Origin of the sequence: Acinetobacter sp. YH12120 (genome assembly GCF_013418795.1) — a bacterium.
In the GTDB taxonomy this organism is placed as follows: domain Bacteria; phylum Pseudomonadota; class Gammaproteobacteria; order Pseudomonadales; family Moraxellaceae; genus Acinetobacter; species Acinetobacter towneri.
Genome location: NZ_VPBI01000002.1, coordinates 102,221 through 118,134, shown reverse-complemented (window position 1 = coordinate 118,134; position 15,914 = coordinate 102,221). Strand labels below are relative to the sequence as shown.

The following is a 15,914-nucleotide window of genomic DNA, read 5'->3' as shown; positions in this document are numbered from 1 at the left end:
AGTCAAATGGACTGAGTTTTAGACCGCATAGCGACTCATTAAAGTCAGTGGTGCTTTGGACTGTAAATAATCGGCAGGAATAAATACGATATTGGCAGCGTGTTGCTGTGCTGCATCAATAATATGGTTGATCACATCGTCTGTGGCTTGTGCGCTGTCAGGTGCGTGCGCTTGATCTAGATAAATTCGTTGCTGGTCGGTATCGACCCAACCCGCCTGCATGTAGCCTTGTTGAACATATAAAGTATCGACATTATTTTGCAACACTGCCTGATAAATTTGCTGCAGATCGGTCACAACACGGTCACTGGCATAGAGTTCATCCAGTTGCTGCGCATGTTGCTGATGCAATTGTTGTTGATGGCTTTTTAGCTCGGTCTGAATACTGTCAATAATGTGTTGTGCGCTGCCTTGTTCTAGCTGAGTGACGTTATCTACACTGAAAATAATGGCATTGGGTTGGTCGCAAATAGATTCATAAAAACTGATATTGCGTCGATCACCCACAATGACCAAGCCCAATGGCTCACTGGCACGTACAGTTTGCACATTTTTATCGACACGGTTTAAAAACTCTTTGAGTAAACGGTCTTCATTGGCGGCTGTGGCACGTTCTGCACCGCTGGTGCTATATAAGTTATCATTTTGAACAGGAAATGCACCATGTGGCAGTCGTTCATTCAAGTCGCTGTCATCTACAGAAAACTCATGGATTACACGATCATTGGAGGCCTTAATCAGACGTCCAACTTCACGACTGATCACTACCACATAGTATTGCACTGCATAAGATAGCTCACGAATAAAATCACGCACTGAAAATTGTTGATCAATCACAATACGTTCTTGGGTAGGGAATGGCAGACGCAGTACTTGTGCACTGTCGGCTGTGGCAAAAATAGCCAGACTGTCTAAATGGTAGTTGGGATTCAAATCTTTGGTTTGATGATGAATCTGTTCTAAAATTTGTGCCACCAGACGTTTGTCATAGTCTGCCAACAGGCGTTCTTCGAGTTGTTTAAGTTGGTTTTTAAGAGCAATCACATCTTGCTGATTGTCTGGAAAGGTACGATGTGTGGGTAGAAATAAGCTGACTGCAGGTTGTGCCTGCACATTTTTAAGTTGGTTGAGGGTGTCTGTTAAATTAAGCATGTTGGAATTCCTCTTCTAATGAAAATAAGAAGAACAACCAAATGCTTGAGCAAGATAAAACTCAAAGTACTGCTTTATACTCCACTCAAGTCAGTTTTAGTCAGCATCTACAACATTTTGCTACCGTGCTAAGTGCTGCATAAAATGCCGAATAGCATTGTATAAAAGCTGACAAAACAACATTTTCGGTTGTTCAAGTCTGAAAAAAACGAAATAAAAAACTAAAAATAGAAAAGATAAAAAATAAGCAAAAACAGCATAACAAGGAAAGTTATTCAATCGCCTGCTTTTGAATAGAGAAATACCTGAAAAATGTAAGGGATTATGAGACCTTGGTAATTTTGTAAACTGTGTATAAAAAAGCAGTGCCGAGGCACTGCTTTTGGGTTTCTCAATTGCGATTCGCAATTACATATTCGGGTAATTCGGACCACCGCCACCTTCAGGTGTTACCCAAGTGATGTTCTGTGATGGGTCTTTAATGTCACAAGTCTTACAGTGAACACAGTTGGCTGCGTTAATCTGGAAGCGTTTTGAACCATCATCATTTTCCATGATTTCATAAACACCCGCAGGGCAGTAGCGCTGTGCAGGCTCATCCCATTTAGGTAAGTTTACGTTCACTGGAATAGAGGTATCTGTCAACTTTAAGTGTGCTGGCTGATTTTCTTCATGTACGGTATTCGATACGAACACTGAAGATAAACGGTCAAAAGTCAGCTTGCCATCTGGTTTTGGATAGTTCGGTTTAAAGCTGGTTGCATCTACAGTTTTGAGTGCGCTGAAATCAGGCACTAAATCATGCAAAGTAAATGGTACTTTAAACACGTTCTGGTCGATAAAGTTAAACGCACCACCCATCCATTGACCAAACTTATGCATTGCAGGGCCAAAGTTACGTGCGCTATAAAGTTCTTCTTTCAGCCAGCTGTTGTTGAATTTTTCAGTGTAAGCCGTTAGCTCTTTCACAAAGAAATCTTCGCCTTCAGTTACGCGAGCAATCGCCAAGTCACCGCCTTTTGCGACACCTGCAGCAATCGCTTCAAATACTGCTTCACCGCAAAGCATGCCAGACTTCATGGCGGTATGAGAGCCTTTGATTTTGGCAAAGTTTAAGAAGCCTGCATCATCACCAATTAAAGAACCACCTGGGAAGGTGAATTTTGGCAATGAGTTAAAGCCACCTTTGGTCACAGCACGTGCACCATAAGAAATACGCTTGCCGCCTTCTAGATACTGTTTAATTAGAGGGTGAGTTTTCCAGCGCTGCATTTCCATAAATGGATACATGTGTGGGTTGGTATACGACAAGTCCACAATCATACCCAAAGTCACTTGGTTGTTTTCTGCGTGGTATAACCACCAACCGCCTGAAGAACCTGTTTCACTTAATGGCCAGCCTGCACCGTGCATGACTAAACCTGGTTTGTGTTTTGCAGGGTCAATTTCCCAAAGTTCTTTAATACCAATCCCGTAGTGTTGCGGATCGGCATCTTTATCCAAATTGAATTGCTGGATTAAACGCTTACCTAAATGACCACGACAGCCTTCTGCGAAAATGGTGTATTTGGCATGTAGTTCATAACCCGGTGTGAAGTTATGCGTTGGCTCGCCATCTTTACCAATGCCCATGTCACCAGTTTGGATGCCTTTAACCGTACCATCGGCATGGTAAAGAATTTCAGATGCCGCAAAGCCAGGGAAAATAGAAACTTCTAATTCTTCGGCTTTTTGACCTAACCAACGCACCACGTTGCCTAACGAGATCACGTAGTTACCATCGTTATGCATGGTTTTAGGCACCATCCAATGCGGTGCTTGCTGAGCTTTTTCAGGTGACATCAAGAAGAAAGTTTTATCTTCAGTCACAGGCACATTTAAAGGCGCACCTTCTTCTTTCCAGTTAGGAAATAACTCGTTGATGGCGCGAGGCTCAAGAATTGCACCCGAAAGGATATGCGCACCAACTTCAGAGCCTTTTTCGACCACACAAACGGACAGATCATTTAAATTGTTTTCAATTGCAAGTTGACGAATTTTGATCGCAGCAGAAAGACCCGCAGGGCCTGCGCCTACGATGACTACGTCAAACTCCATCGATTCACGTTCGATGTGTTCCATGTAGGACTCCTCATATAATTGAAGGTGGCAACCGCATCAAGCAACGGTGCTGCCATGAGTATTTTTAGTTGCCAGACACAAATTTAATCGTGTCTTTTACAGTATGGGTAAGTATTGTGAGCTAGTATAGTTTTAAACCGAGTCTTAGCCAATTGGCTGAATCGTATTATTTTTCCGTCAGTAAGGTACTGCAGCATGAAGCATGACGATAATTCAATCAAACCGACAGAAAATGTAGCTACGGCTGATAATAAAAATTTAATGCACATTGCACAATATATAAAAACTGGACAGTCAGGTCACAAAAGATCAATCCCTCCTTTGGAGCAATGGCATCCAAAGCATTGTGGAGCAATGGATTTGCTGGTCAAAGCCAATGGAGAATGGTGGCACGAAGGTCAATTGATCAAACGTCAGGCATTGGTTGATCTGTTTTCTAGTGTGTTATGGAAAGAGCAGGGCAAGTTTTATTTAAAAACCCCAGTGGAACAAATTGAAATCCAGGTAGAAGATGAGCCTTTGTTCATCAATCAGGTTGATGTGGTCGAAATCGGACAGCAAAATTATATTCAACTTATCACTACACATCAGGATATTGTGATTGTTGATGCCGAGCATCCTATTTTTATGCGTGAATATGCAGGTGAGCTGCGTCCTTATGTGCATGTGCGTTTTGGTATTAATGCCCTGATTCAGCGTGCGGCTTTTTTACATTTGGTGGAATTGGGCGAGCTGAGTGAAAATGCGCAGGGCGAAACGATTTTATCGTTGAAAAGTGGTGATTTGCACTTGCATTTAAGCAGCTGAGGTTTAAGCTTTATTCATCCCATTTTGTATTGCTGAATCTCTTGCTATGACAGCCATTCATCCTGTTTCTCCCTTAAATCAAGCCATGCCAAAAGCACAAGCCAGTGCGCCAATTGGTATTTTTGATTCGGGCATAGGAGGCTTGTCAGTTGCCATTGAAATTGCAGAATATTTGCCCAATGAGCGCATCCTTTATTATGCCGATACTGCACATGTGCCGTATGGCCCACGTGATGATCAAAATATTCGAGAACTCACTGCAGCTGCAATCGAATGGTTATATCGACAAGGTTGTAAAGTTGCGGTCGTGGCGTGTAATACTGCTTCTGCTTTTAGTCTAGATTATCTGCGCGATCATTACGGCGAAGATTTTCCCATTATTGGTTTAGTGCCTGCTTTAAAGCCTGCCGTATTAAATAGCCAAAGCAAAACTGTGGCTGTACTTGCGACGCCTGCGACTTTTCGCGGACAACTTATTAAAGATGTGATGCAGCGTTTTGCGATTCCTGCTCAAGTGCAAGTCTTGAATGTCACCAATCTAGATTTAGTGCCTTTTGTTGAGCAAGGGGCGCAAATGAGTGAGGCATGTTTAAGTTCCTTACAGCAGAGTTTGCAACCTGTGGTCGATCAGGGCGCGGACTATTTGGTGCTCGGTTGTACCCATTATCCTTTCCTAAAACCTGCGATTGAGTCCATTTTTGGTCAGAAACTGACATTAATTGACTCAGGAATTGCCGTTGCGCGTCAAACTTCCCGCATTTTAATTAAAAATGAGTTATTATTTGAACAAAGTTTGGCAGATACTTTACAAATTGCGTGTTATGTCAGCGGGAACAATGCAGAACAATTAAAGCCCGTGTTGCAGCATCTTATTCCAGGCAATATTTCTTGGAGTATCGCAAATGTGAGTACTGTGGACTGACTTTAAGATAATTTTTTTATGATTGGGGAAAGGCATTACAAGTAGACGGTGACCGACTTGTAATGGCAATAGGAGAGGGGAAACCAATGCTCGATAAGCGCTATCAGGTCTTTATCTCGACGTCTGGGGCAGATATGCAGCCAGAACGAGTGATCTTGGCACAAACATTGGTGGGAATGGGTTTTTTTTCGTGGGGTTTAGAACAACGTACCCCACTCAGCACTGCATTTGCACGCCGTCAAATTGATGATTGTGATTATGTGGTGATTCTATTGGGCAGCCAGTACGGTGAGCAATCGGTGTCGGGCGTGGGGTATATGCATTTAGAGTATATTTATGCAGTCACCAAGCAAAAGCCGATCATTGTATTTATGCACGAAGACCCAGATTCACGTGATTCATCTTTACATGATGAAAAACCTGAATTGCGTGAAAAATTCAAAGAGTTCCGTAAATTATTACAACAAGAAGTCGATCAGGTGTTTAGCTACCGCACTCTGCGTGATTTAGAGCTTGCTGTCCGCTTTAATATGTCGCAAATGCTAGAACGTTATCCGACTTCTGGTTGGGTGCGCCCGCAAAATACACAAGCTTTGCATGATGAAATTGAACGTTTAAAAAGTAAGTTACGTCAGCTGGAAACCGATGTGGGACAGCGCGAAGCAGACCCGTTTCTAAGCGTATCTAAAGTGTCGATGAATGAATCATATCGTTTTGAATATCGCATGCATGCCTATCAGGATGGTAACTTTAGAGAGCTGAAAGTTGAGCGAAGTTTAAGTTGGGCGCAGTTGTTGGCAATTTTAGGCAATACTTTTATTCATCCAACCCCTGAAGAATATTTTTCGAAACGCATGAATGAATATTTGAATGAAACTGGTTTGGAGGATGCACGTCGGATCATGCCACGTGCGCATGCAGTTGCACGTGCCCAAATCAATATTCGGGCCTTGCATCAGATTAAAATGCAAATGCGTCAAAATGACTGGATTGTGCAGGCGGGGCGTGATGATCGTCAGCGGATGTTGTGGCAAACCACGGCAAAAGCGCAAAAACTTTTAGAGAGCAATTTGCTAGATACCGATCGGGTTTATTCATTTAAAACACCGTATTAATCTCTCAATACAGAGTGAAAAAACTGTTAAAGTAGTCGGGCTCAATCATCAGACACGAGGGCTGGATGTTGTCTACAGCAAAACCCAAAGTAACCGTTCTTTTAGCCAATTTAGGTACGCCTGATGAACCGACTGCAGCAGCGGTTCGCCGTTTTTTAAAGCAGTTTTTGTCTGATCAACGGGTGATTGAAATTCCAAAACCGATTTGGCAAATCATTTTGAACTTATTCATTTTGCCATTTCGTCCTAAGCGTGTTGCACATGCTTATGCCATGGTCTGGCAGCAAGATTCACCGATGCGGGAAATTTTGTTGCAACAGGTTGATGCTTTAAAACAGCAGTTATTGCCGCTATATCCTGAGTTTGAATTGAATATTCTACCGGTAATGACCTATGGCAATCCGGGTATTCAACAGGCTTTGGCAGCTTTGAGTCAAAATCCTCAAGATCACGTGATTTTGTTCCCTTTATTTCCACAATATTCGGCAACTTCGACTGCACCTTTATATGATGCCGTTGCCAAATGGGTGCCACAGCAGCGTAATTTGCCGGGCTTATCCATCATTCGTGATTATTATCAGCATCCTTTATACATTCAGGCGTTGGCGCAAAGTGTGCGTGAATTTCAAGCCGAGCATGGTGTGGCAGAAAAATTATTGATGTCGTTTCATGGCATTCCACAGCCGTATGCCGATAAGGGTGATCCGTATGCAGAGCGTTGTCGGATCACGGCCAAATTGCTTGCCGATGCTTTAAATTTAAATGATGATCAGTGGGCAATTAGCTTCCAGTCACGTTTTGGCAAACAAGAATGGGTCAAACCCTATACCGATGTCTTACTTGAAGAATGGGGACAGCAGGGCGTGAAGTCGGTGCAAATTATGAGTCCTGCTTTTTCTGCAGATTGTTTGGAAACGCTAGAAGAATTGGCAATTCAAAACGCAGAATTGTTTTTACAAGCAGGTGGCAAAGAATATGCCTATATTCCTGCACTGAATACCCGTGCCGATCATTTGGATTTGCTCAAACATTTACTTCAAGCTAATCTTGATGCTGTAAAGCTTAACCTAAGCCATTAATTTTTGAGGTTCGCCACCATGTTGCAAGTCAAAATTGTTCCCGTCACCGCTTTTCAGCAAAACTGCTCGATTGTGTGGGATGCAGAAAGCAAAGAAGCAATTTTGATTGATGCAGGCGGTGAGCCTGAAAAGCTGAAAGCCGAAGTTGAAGCGTTGGGTTTAACGGTGAAAGCTTTGTGGCTCACTCATGGACATTTAGACCATGCGGGGGCTGTTGGTGCGTTGCAACATTACTGGAATGTTCCTGTGATTGGTCCACAGAAAGAAGATGCTTTTTGGTTAGATCAACTGCAAGAAGTGTCTGCACGTTATGGTTTTCCTATCCCTGAACAAGTCACGGTTACACAGTGGTTAGAGGGTGGTGAAGTGCTGCAATTGGGTCAAGAAAGCTTTGAAGTGCGTTATGCACCAGGGCATACCCCAGGCCATGTGATGTTTTATAATGCAAAATATGGCGTCTTGTGGACAGGCGATGTGCTATTTAAAGGCTCGATTGGACGCACCGATTTTCCACGTGGGAATCATCAACAATTATTAGATTCAATTCAGCGCGAGTGTTTTAGTTTGCCCGATGACACTCAGTTTATTTCGGGGCATGGTCCCATCAGTACCATTGGATTTGAAAAACAGAACACCCCTTTTGTGGCGGGGCAAGCAGGTTAAAAGCAGTGTGTATTTATGCTTTAAGAAAAAGTCAGCAGTCGCTGACTTTTTTATTTGCGAAAGGGATTATTCAGCATTTGTTTGCTTTCAATTGCAAACAGCATTGTGAAAATTGTCAGTAAGATGCCTATGCACAGCATGAGTAAATCATGCGCGTACAGTCCAAAGCCTAAACTGCTGGTAGAGAGTAAAATACACAGCATTACAATTCCTTTTAACATGATTTCCATGGTGAAATGTTCCTAGGTTATTTTTTGCTTTCTTTATTGTTATGTGCAGTGACGGAGTCACGAATAGTGCAAAGTATAACCTGTGCTAACTCTGCTGAAAGCAATTATAGAACAACTAAATTTTGAATAATTTTTCTAAAAATGTGAAAAATTCCATGAAACTGTGTGTAGTTTTAGGCAATATTTGGCGTGGAAATTTATTGCTTATTCCTCAGAGTTTTCTGCTTGCGGAGCATCTTGGGTGGGTAAGCGATACTCGTCATTTGCCCATGCGCCTAAATCAATGAGCTTGCAACGCTCAGAACAAAAAGGACGAAGTGGATTGTTTTCCCATTGCGAAGGTTCACCACAACGAGGGCAAGGAAAAGTGCGTGGCATGATCAACTCCAAATGAAAAATGCAGGATTGGATTAGGCAAATAGCACCTGACTTGATAGACTTGTGCCGAATTTTGTAAGTTTGATCTGATTATGCCAATTCGTCAATTTCAAGCACAGCGTATGCATGCCCCTCGTGATTTTCAAGCCATTGCCAATGAATCGGTTTGTGTGGAAATTGGGGCCGGAAAAGGTAAACACGCCCTATTGTTTAGCGGGCAGCATCCTGAGCACAAGTTGATTGCAATTGAGCGCACCCGTGAAAAATTTTTGGCGATGCAAAAACAGCATCAGCTTGAAGGTCAGCAGAACTTACAGATTGTGCATGCCGATGCCATTCCATGGATTGTGCATGCTTTATTTCCTGCTCAAGTTGAGCAATTCTTTATTTTATATCCGAATCCAGAACCACATAATGCCACCCAGCGTTGGTTGAATATGCCGTTTTTTGAGTTTCTATTGTCGCGTTTAAAAGCAGGCGGCAGTATTACTTTAGTAAGTAATATTCCTGAATATATTGCAGAAGCACAGCAACAGCTGATTGAAGTGTGGAAATTGCCATTTATTCAGCAGGATGTTCCAGTAGATTCAGCACGCACTCACTTTGAAATCAAATATTTAGCACGTGGTGAGCGTTGTCAGGAACTGCTGATCACCAAACCTGCGGCTTATACAACCCGTTTTGATGATTTTCAGCCTTTGCAAGGACAGCAGCCAACTTTAACACCTGCTGCAGTTGAGGCGAAAGTTTCTGCAGACTCAAGTGCAACAACTGAGTAAACAGGCATGAAACAGCGCATTGCAATTATAGGAGCAGGACCAGCAGGGCTAATGGCTGCCGAAGTGCTGAGTCAGTATGCCTATGATGTGCATGTCTATGAGCAAAAACCTTCCGCGGCACGTAAGTTTTTGATGGCGGGTAAAACAGGTCTGAATATTTCACATGCCGAACCGATTGCACAATTTGTTCAGCGTTATGATCAGACGGAATGGTTGGCGCCGTGGATTCAACAATGGGATGCGGCTTGGATTCAAAACTGGATGCAGAGTTTAGGGATTCAGTCTTATGTAGGTTCATCGGGGCGGATTTTCCCACAAGAAATGAAAGCCGCACCTTTGCTGCGCGCATGGTTAAAACGCTTGGTTGATGCAGGCGTGCAGTTTCATTATCGGCATCAGGTATGTGATTTAAATAATAATCAACTCAGTATTCAAAATCTAAGTACAGGTCACATTGAACAACAGCAATTTGCCGCCATTGTGATGGCATGTGGGGCAGTGTCGTGGTCGAAATTGGGTAGTGATGGTGCATGGCAGCGTTGGTTATCTGCCAATGAAATTCAGCCTTTCCAAGCCAGCAATGCAGGGGTGGAATGTCACTGGTCTAACTATATGCAGCCAGTTTTTGGACAACCTTTAAAACGTGTGCAAGCATGGGTGAAAGGCGCTGAAGCGAGCATGGGCGATATTGTGATTAGCCATTATGGTTTGGAAAGTGGCTTAATTTATAAGCAAGGGCGAGCATTGCGACAGTTGCAGCACGCTCAACAACCGCTGCAGTTACAACTCGATTTGCTACCCGATTTAACCGTTGAGCAACTCTACCAAAAGTTGCAACCTTCCAAAAAACAGTCTGTAAGCAATATTTGGCGTAAGGCAGGTTTGGATGCCGTGAAGTCTGCAGTCGTGCGTGAGTTGGTGGATAAAGCCCTTTGGCAGCAACCTATGCAATTGGCGCAGCAGATTAAAAATTTAACGGTGCCTTTAAAGGGTTTTCGTCCTATTGAAGAAGCAATTAGCTGTGCGGGCGGAGTCAAACGTGAGGTTTTATCTGCACAATTGCAGTTAAATTCCAATCCACACGTTTTTCTCTGTGGTGAAATGCTGGATTGGGATGCGCCAACGGGCGGCTATTTGCTGACAGCCTGTTTTGCTACAGGACGCGCTGCCGCTGAAGGAGTGCATCAGTATTTACAGCAGCGTCCGTAAAACACGTTATTCATCAAGTTGTGGATATTGCCCACGCCAATGTTCTAGTTGTTGCTGCGCCTGTAGCAAGTCTGCTAAGCCTTGCTGACGTTGTTCTTTACTGACAGGATAAGGTGCAGAAGTTGTATTTTGAGTTGCTAGATATTGCGCTTGCTGTTCCCAATAATGACTCATTAGGCCTTGAATATAACGCCCTTGCGGTGTCTTTAAATCCAGTTCTTTGAGCATACTCAAGGCAGATTGAATGTTGTCCTGCAGGCGATTTTGTGCAAATGCAGCATCGAGTTGTTGGCTTTCATGCAAGCGTTCTAACTCATCTTCCAAATCATTGCTCATTTGGTCATGGCGTTGTTCATAATCCATCAGCAATTGAATATCATGCGGGTCATCCGCAGTCATTTCAAAGGGCTGAATCGCGGCTTGCTCGACCTGAGTTTGCATGATTTGATCTTCAGGGCTGAGTTTGTCTGCATGTTCTACTTTGCTGCGCTCGCAAGCGCTGAGGGAGAACGCCAAAAAAATTGTTAAGGGAGCAATCGCGTGTTTAAAGGTTATTTGCATTTATTTGCTCCCTCTCATTCAACTTTTTGATAGACATACAAATGTGTGCAATAGGGAAATTCAATTTCATCTTGCACATGCTTATTCGTATATTCTAATACTAATTGTTCAAATTGTGTTTTGAGTTGTTGTTGCTGTTCAGTTGGCATTGCAGCAATGAAACTGGTCGAAAGCAAACGCTTAGACACGACTTGTTCAACTGTACCAACATGCGTGTGATGAAATTTCTGCTCGTGAGTAAGTTGGAATAAATCTGTATCGGCAAATACCTGACGCCAGTCCTGATTGTGAAAACGCGGTGTATCGCCCTCAAAAGGCAAAATCATCTTTGCCAGTGCATTGACCCAATTGACTGAAATATCACGTTGATTCCAAATTAACAGCAAATGACCTTGCGGTTTTAAGATTCGGTGAATTTCCTTTAAACTTTGCAGATTGGCAAACCAATGAAAAGATTGCGCACAGCTCACCAAATCTGCACATTGATCGTGCAGTGGTAATTGCTCACTTCGTGCTTGAATTGTCTTAACTTGTGGGTAAAGTTGTTCTAATTCGGCTAACATGCTGGCAATCGGATCTACCGCTATAAGCTGAGTTGTCAGTTTGAGCAAATGTGGCAGGAACTTTCCTGTGCCAGAACCCAAGTCTACAATATTGCTATTAAGTGGAACTTGGAGCTGATCTTGCAGGAAAACATCGACTTCTTGCGGGTAACTGGGACGAACTTGTTGATATAGGTTTGCCCCTAAAGCAAAACCTTGTTGTGCGGCAGGATGTAGAGATTGTGTCATATTTTGCGATTTTTAATCTGCTGTGCATCTATAAAATAACATATTCACTTTTGGACTTGCGTACAGGGTATTCAAGTTTAAAGTAACGGTTTAATTCAGCGCCTTGGCGCCGGTGTGGGAATGGACAAACACATAATTTTTGAAGACGGACATATCCGCGCTATTTTCATGAAAGGCTCATCTCAGGAGCTGATTTTTTCTTTTGGCGATTTAATTACACGGGCCAAAGGAACGTCTATTAATGCCGAAAAATCACTGGAAAAGTTTCATTTTAATGTGATTGGGGTCATGCCTAAGGAAAAATCATGGTTTCCTGAAGCTTCTATGCGTGCCATGTTGGCAGCCATTCAAGACCTGATTGCTCCGTTTAAAATTCGCGTGGGCTATGGCGGCTCAATGGGTGGCTATGCGGCAATTAAATATTCCAATTTGCTGGATTTAAACCGCATTGTGGCTTTGGTGCCGCAATATTCAATTGACCCTGAAGATATTCATGACCCACGCTATAACATGTTTTATCATGCAGACTTAAATGCCAATATGCGCATTCAAGCGCAAGATGTATCGGCACAGCGTGAATATATTGTGGTCTATGACCAATATTATGCTGAAGATCGTGGGCATTATTTAAAAATTCAGCCTTTAATTCCGCATTTACATACCTTACATTTGCCATTTACAGGGCATGATGCAATTGCGATTTTAGCCAACTCTGAATTACTGAATGACTTTTTAACCCATCCTTTTGATGCGCCGTTCTTTTACCAAAAAATTCGCAAGGTGAAAAAGAACAGCAAGTTTTACTATCGTAAAGTGATTGAAAATGTCTTGCCGAACCATCGCTGGTCTTTAGGTCGTATTTTAAAATACAATAACTTACAGCTAGACAGTAACTTTTTTGATGCCAAGTTGAAACAAAACCTGATTCGCTCCTTGCTTAGCAATAAACAGGTCGATCAGCACGATTTAAACAAACTTGGCTTACAAATTCAGTTACCGTATGAAAATCGTAATGTCTTGCTCGACCATTTTGGTCATGGTTTGGTGTTTAACATCATCAGCCAAAAAATTGAGAGCTATGCCGCACATGCGATTGCTTTGAACCATAAATTCCTGATTCCGATTTATGCAAAGGGCAGTGGTTTGGTGCAAATTTATCTGAATGATGAACGCTATTTAATTAGTATGAATGATCGTCATGTCATGAAACTATGCAAGGAACAAGATGCGCTTGCTGCAGGCATGCACCCATTAATATTGAAAAAATATAGCGACTATTTTGTGTTGAGCTATAAAGATTTGAACCTGAGCAGTGATGAGTTTGGCGGCAATGACTTTGTGGAAGATTTGCCAGATACTGCCAAATTTACCCTAGAACTGGAACAGTAAGCTGCAAAGTTTGATCCATTATTTAGATGGTTTAAACTTTAGACACTTGTATTGTTTTGCCATTGGGCTAAGATGATCTTAAAACATGGTTTTGTTGATCATTCCAAGGGTAGTATGTATGACCAAGTTGTTGATGCCTGCTGTGCTTGTTTTGCTGTCCAGTTTCATTTTATCTGCGACTTTGTTTGCAGATGCGCCTGAGCCGAAGGCTTATCTATTTTTTGCTTTAGGTTTGTTGGTATTGTTGGTATTGTTGGGATTAGGCGCTTATGTATTCCGACAAATTCAAAAATCGATACGCTATCACATGAATAAGCCTGCAGATTAAATGCAGGCTTATTTATTTGCGCTGAGTTATTTTTGTGCTTTTCAAGCAACCAATAAATCAAAAAAATTATAGTTTAATCACTTTAATTTCTTCTTCAGCCTCTGCACTTGGTGCAGCCTGAGTTTGTGCTTCCTGATTAGGTGCGGTAGTGGTGGCTGCAGGGGCGATATTCTGCGAAGGCGCGCTTAATGGTGCTTGATAGATAGGTACGGCATGATCACTTTGTCCCGTAATCACTTCTTTGGTTTCCTGAATTTTAGTATTTACATTGTTGGCCAGTTGCTGCCCGGTATGTTTGGCTTGAGCCGCACCCTGACTGCCTAATTGCTTGGCGTTGTCTAAAGCTTGATGTGCGGATGGGCGAATTTTTTCAATACCTTTTTCGGTTACTTCACCAACTTTTTGTGCAGCCTGAATCACACCTTCCTGAGTTTTATATGCCCAAACATGCAAGAGGTTTGGATTGTCTGCATAAGGCTGAATTGGTTTGTTGCTTTGAGGTTGCGTATCACTACTTTGTGCCCACACTGAAGCACTACTGAGCAATAGTCCAATACAAATGCTGATATTGATCTTTTTCATTGTGCTGTGCCTCTTAGGATGCTGAATACTGGTCGTTGAAAGGTTTTGAATAGAATGTACTGCATTGTATAAAGCCTAGATGATCTGCAGTGTTTATTTTTCGCAAGTATGATGTATTTTTAGGTGAAATTTACAGTGTTTGAAACTTTAAAATATTTGAAATTATGGCAGCATTTCAGGCTTAAAGAAGAAGACCCACATAAAATTGTGGGTCTTGTTACTCTGGAGAGTTTTTAAAGCAGGGCAGCAATGGCTACACTGCTTTTATCATCTTAGTTTGAAATATCAAGTGATGCTGCATTTATATTGAAAGTCCAACAATCTTGCTACATCAAGATACATTCAAAGCTGTTTTTAGCTTAGTTGCATTGTGCAAGCGCATCTTTATGAAAATGGTTGCGTAGGGTAATAAAGTTTTTTTGCACGGTTGCATCATGTAAGTCAAAGTTAGTTGCTGTGCTGGTTCCATCTTGTGCAAATGTTGCAGAACCAGCTGAAATTAATGCATTGCCTTTAAATGCCCATTGTTCAATAGAACGACCTGCTTGCAGTGTGCCTGTAAATTCGATCACGCATTTATCAATAAATTTTGTGAGTTTGGCGCTGTTATTGACAGTGTCTGGGTAAACTTCAATATTTTTCACTTCTTGTAAAACACCTGCTGTGAGCTGTGGAATGACAGGTGCAGAAGTACACGCACTAAGAGAAAGGCAAGTTAAACCCGATAAAATGAGTGTTTTAAGTTTCATAAGCTTGTTTTCTTGTTGAGTGTTGTTAGGTTGAGTATAGGGAATCTGAAGTGAAATGCCTACAGATTAATGATTCCAATCTTGTGAACGAATACGTCCAGTTTGATAGTAGATAGAAACCAACTCTATAAAGTTTTTAAAATCCAAGTTTTCAGTCAAAATTCGATTTATTGATTGCCAATCCACCTCTGAACGTCGTCGAGCTGGCAAAAGGATTTCACTTTCTGTTGGATTTTCTGGGTTGAGTAAAATTACACCTATACCATGTAAAGCTGAAAGCATACGCAGTTCTTCTTCAACTTCATTTGTTGAAATAGAGGTTGCTACTAGGTAGCCCTCATTTGCCCAACTGGAATTACTGACTGCTTGGAAAAAGCTACTTCGGATATTTGAGCCTGTTAATTCTTTTTTTACTTCAAATGACCATAAACGCACATTTTGTCCAGAACCATGTTTAACACAAGTTCTTATTAATTCATGCCATTTTTTATCAATGGGTTGCATCGCAACAATATCGGGGTGTAACCATTGATTGCCGTTTTGACCACGATTATTGGATGATTTCTTTTCGTCGATTCTCAAGCTGAAAAGTTGTAGTTCTTTTGATAAATATTCAATTAGTACAGGATATAAATCATATTCTGAAAGGATTTTAGTGGTGAGTGTTGAAATAACTTCTTGTTGGTCATCGAAATCAGCAGGCTCATTTTGAGTATCTATTTTTAAACTGTTCGATATGATATTAGGATCATACCAATATAAGCGTGGTCGCGGTTTGTCTTGTAATTGTATGAGGGGTTCAGCTTTTAAAATAGCATTTTTATGAGCGCCAATTTCAGCGACAATTTGATTAATCAATTCAGCATCCGTACTAAAACGAGGGTTATTGCGTTTTTCTAAGTAATCTTGAGGGTATAAGTTTAGGATTGCTTCTGCAATTTTACGTGCTGTAAACTTTTGATTAGGATTTGATTTTAAAAATGCTACGATTTTTTGTAGTTGTGATAATTTCATTTTCATCAATATGTAAAAACCCCACTATCAAAATAGCGGGGTTTC

General features: G+C 41.7%; 18 protein-coding genes. 9 read left to right on the top strand and 9 right to left on the bottom strand.

All coding sequences use genetic code 11. The annotated features are described in order from the left end of the window. Nucleotides 1-18: 18 nt before the first annotated feature. Both FTU58_RS02740 and FTU58_RS02735 read right to left on the bottom strand, forming a co-directional pair. Nucleotides 19-1,152, bottom strand: coding sequence for a hypothetical protein (locus FTU58_RS02740; RefSeq protein WP_179988487.1), 1,134 nt, complete (start codon nucleotides 1,150-1,152; stop codon nucleotides 19-21). Nucleotides 1,153-1,560: 408 nt separating this feature from the next. Continuing rightward, a complete protein-coding gene (locus FTU58_RS02735) occupies nucleotides 1,561-3,273 on the bottom strand; it encodes an electron transfer flavoprotein-ubiquinone oxidoreductase (protein WP_004975965.1) in 1,713 nt (570 codons plus the stop codon). 195 nt (nucleotides 3,274-3,468) lie between these two features. Between FTU58_RS02735 and FTU58_RS02730 the strand changes: the two genes are divergently transcribed. The 5 genes from FTU58_RS02730 (at nucleotide 3,469) to FTU58_RS02710 (ending at nucleotide 7,859) form a co-directional block, all read left to right on the top strand. Next, entirely contained in the window at nucleotides 3,469-4,080 is a 612-nt protein-coding gene (locus FTU58_RS02730; RefSeq protein WP_004975967.1) for a DUF1285 domain-containing protein, read from the top strand. Between the two features lie 46 nt (nucleotides 4,081-4,126). Further along, complete coding sequence (murI, locus tag FTU58_RS02725; RefSeq protein ID WP_004975969.1) at nucleotides 4,127-5,002, top strand: glutamate racemase; 876 nt, start codon at nucleotides 4,127-4,129, stop codon at nucleotides 5,000-5,002. Nucleotides 5,003-5,088: 86 nt separating this feature from the next. Beyond that, nucleotides 5,089-6,117, top strand: coding sequence for a DUF4062 domain-containing protein (locus FTU58_RS02720; protein WP_096901324.1), 1,029 nt, complete (start codon nucleotides 5,089-5,091; stop codon nucleotides 6,115-6,117). Nucleotides 6,118-6,182: 65 nt separating this feature from the next. After that, nucleotides 6,183-7,196 carry a ferrochelatase gene (hemH, locus tag FTU58_RS02715; protein ID WP_104852985.1) on the top strand — a complete coding sequence of 338 codons (1,014 nt, stop codon included), beginning with the start codon at nucleotides 6,183-6,185 and terminating at the stop codon, nucleotides 7,194-7,196. Between the two features lie 18 nt (nucleotides 7,197-7,214). After that, the gene (locus FTU58_RS02710) at nucleotides 7,215-7,859 is read left to right on the top strand and encodes an MBL fold metallo-hydrolase (RefSeq protein ID WP_180062005.1); all 645 of its coding nucleotides are present in this window, start codon (nucleotides 7,215-7,217) and stop codon (nucleotides 7,857-7,859) included. 50 nt (nucleotides 7,860-7,909) lie between these two features. Here the strand turns inward: FTU58_RS02710 and FTU58_RS02705 are convergent, their stop codons facing one another. Further along, nucleotides 7,910-8,089, bottom strand: coding sequence for a hypothetical protein (locus FTU58_RS02705; protein WP_004975984.1), 180 nt, complete (start codon nucleotides 8,087-8,089; stop codon nucleotides 7,910-7,912). A gap of 204 nt (nucleotides 8,090-8,293) precedes the next feature. Beyond that, on the bottom strand, nucleotides 8,294-8,467 hold the full coding sequence (locus tag FTU58_RS02700) for a DNA gyrase inhibitor YacG (RefSeq protein WP_180062004.1): 174 nt from the start codon (nucleotides 8,465-8,467) through the stop codon (nucleotides 8,294-8,296). 86 nt (nucleotides 8,468-8,553) lie between these two features. Here FTU58_RS02700 and FTU58_RS02695 point away from each other — a divergent pair, with 86 nt between their 5' ends. Both FTU58_RS02695 and FTU58_RS02690 read left to right on the top strand, forming a co-directional pair. Further along, nucleotides 8,554-9,246 (top strand): tRNA (guanine-N(7)-)-methyltransferase, encoded by a 693-nt coding sequence (locus FTU58_RS02695; protein WP_225530224.1) that lies wholly within the window; start codon nucleotides 8,554-8,556, stop codon nucleotides 9,244-9,246. A 6-nt stretch (nucleotides 9,247-9,252) separates the two neighbouring features. Next, nucleotides 9,253-10,455: a TIGR03862 family flavoprotein gene (locus FTU58_RS02690; RefSeq protein ID WP_131261082.1), complete on the top strand. Its 1,203-nt coding sequence runs from the start codon at nucleotides 9,253-9,255 to the stop codon at nucleotides 10,453-10,455. Nucleotides 10,456-10,461: 6 nt separating this feature from the next. Here the strand turns inward: FTU58_RS02690 and FTU58_RS02685 are convergent, their stop codons facing one another. Continuing rightward, nucleotides 10,462-11,016: a hypothetical protein gene (locus tag FTU58_RS02685; RefSeq protein ID WP_096901318.1), complete on the bottom strand. Its 555-nt coding sequence runs from the start codon at nucleotides 11,014-11,016 to the stop codon at nucleotides 10,462-10,464. A gap of 14 nt (nucleotides 11,017-11,030) precedes the next feature. Next, nucleotides 11,031-11,807 (bottom strand): class I SAM-dependent methyltransferase, encoded by a 777-nt coding sequence (locus FTU58_RS02680; protein WP_167845740.1) that lies wholly within the window; start codon nucleotides 11,805-11,807, stop codon nucleotides 11,031-11,033. A gap of 120 nt (nucleotides 11,808-11,927) precedes the next feature. Here FTU58_RS02680 and FTU58_RS02675 point away from each other — a divergent pair, with 120 nt between their 5' ends. Next, complete coding sequence (locus FTU58_RS02675) at nucleotides 11,928-13,196, top strand: hypothetical protein (RefSeq protein ID WP_131261080.1); 1,269 nt, start codon at nucleotides 11,928-11,930, stop codon at nucleotides 13,194-13,196. 118 nt (nucleotides 13,197-13,314) lie between these two features. Beyond that, nucleotides 13,315-13,524: a hypothetical protein gene (locus FTU58_RS02670; RefSeq protein WP_180062003.1), complete on the top strand. Its 210-nt coding sequence runs from the start codon at nucleotides 13,315-13,317 to the stop codon at nucleotides 13,522-13,524. A 66-nt stretch (nucleotides 13,525-13,590) separates the two neighbouring features. Here the strand turns inward: FTU58_RS02670 and FTU58_RS02665 are convergent, their stop codons facing one another. From FTU58_RS02665 to FTU58_RS02655, 3 genes are all read right to left on the bottom strand, one after another. Continuing rightward, nucleotides 13,591-14,106, bottom strand: coding sequence for a hypothetical protein (locus tag FTU58_RS02665; protein WP_180062002.1), 516 nt, complete (start codon nucleotides 14,104-14,106; stop codon nucleotides 13,591-13,593). Between the two features lie 359 nt (nucleotides 14,107-14,465). After that, complete coding sequence (locus tag FTU58_RS02660; protein ID WP_096901314.1) at nucleotides 14,466-14,855, bottom strand: hypothetical protein; 390 nt, start codon at nucleotides 14,853-14,855, stop codon at nucleotides 14,466-14,468. Nucleotides 14,856-14,921: 66 nt separating this feature from the next. After that, the gene (locus tag FTU58_RS02655; protein WP_180062001.1) at nucleotides 14,922-15,869 is read right to left on the bottom strand and encodes an HrgA protein; all 948 of its coding nucleotides are present in this window, start codon (nucleotides 15,867-15,869) and stop codon (nucleotides 14,922-14,924) included. Between the last annotated feature and the right edge of the window lie 45 nt (nucleotides 15,870-15,914).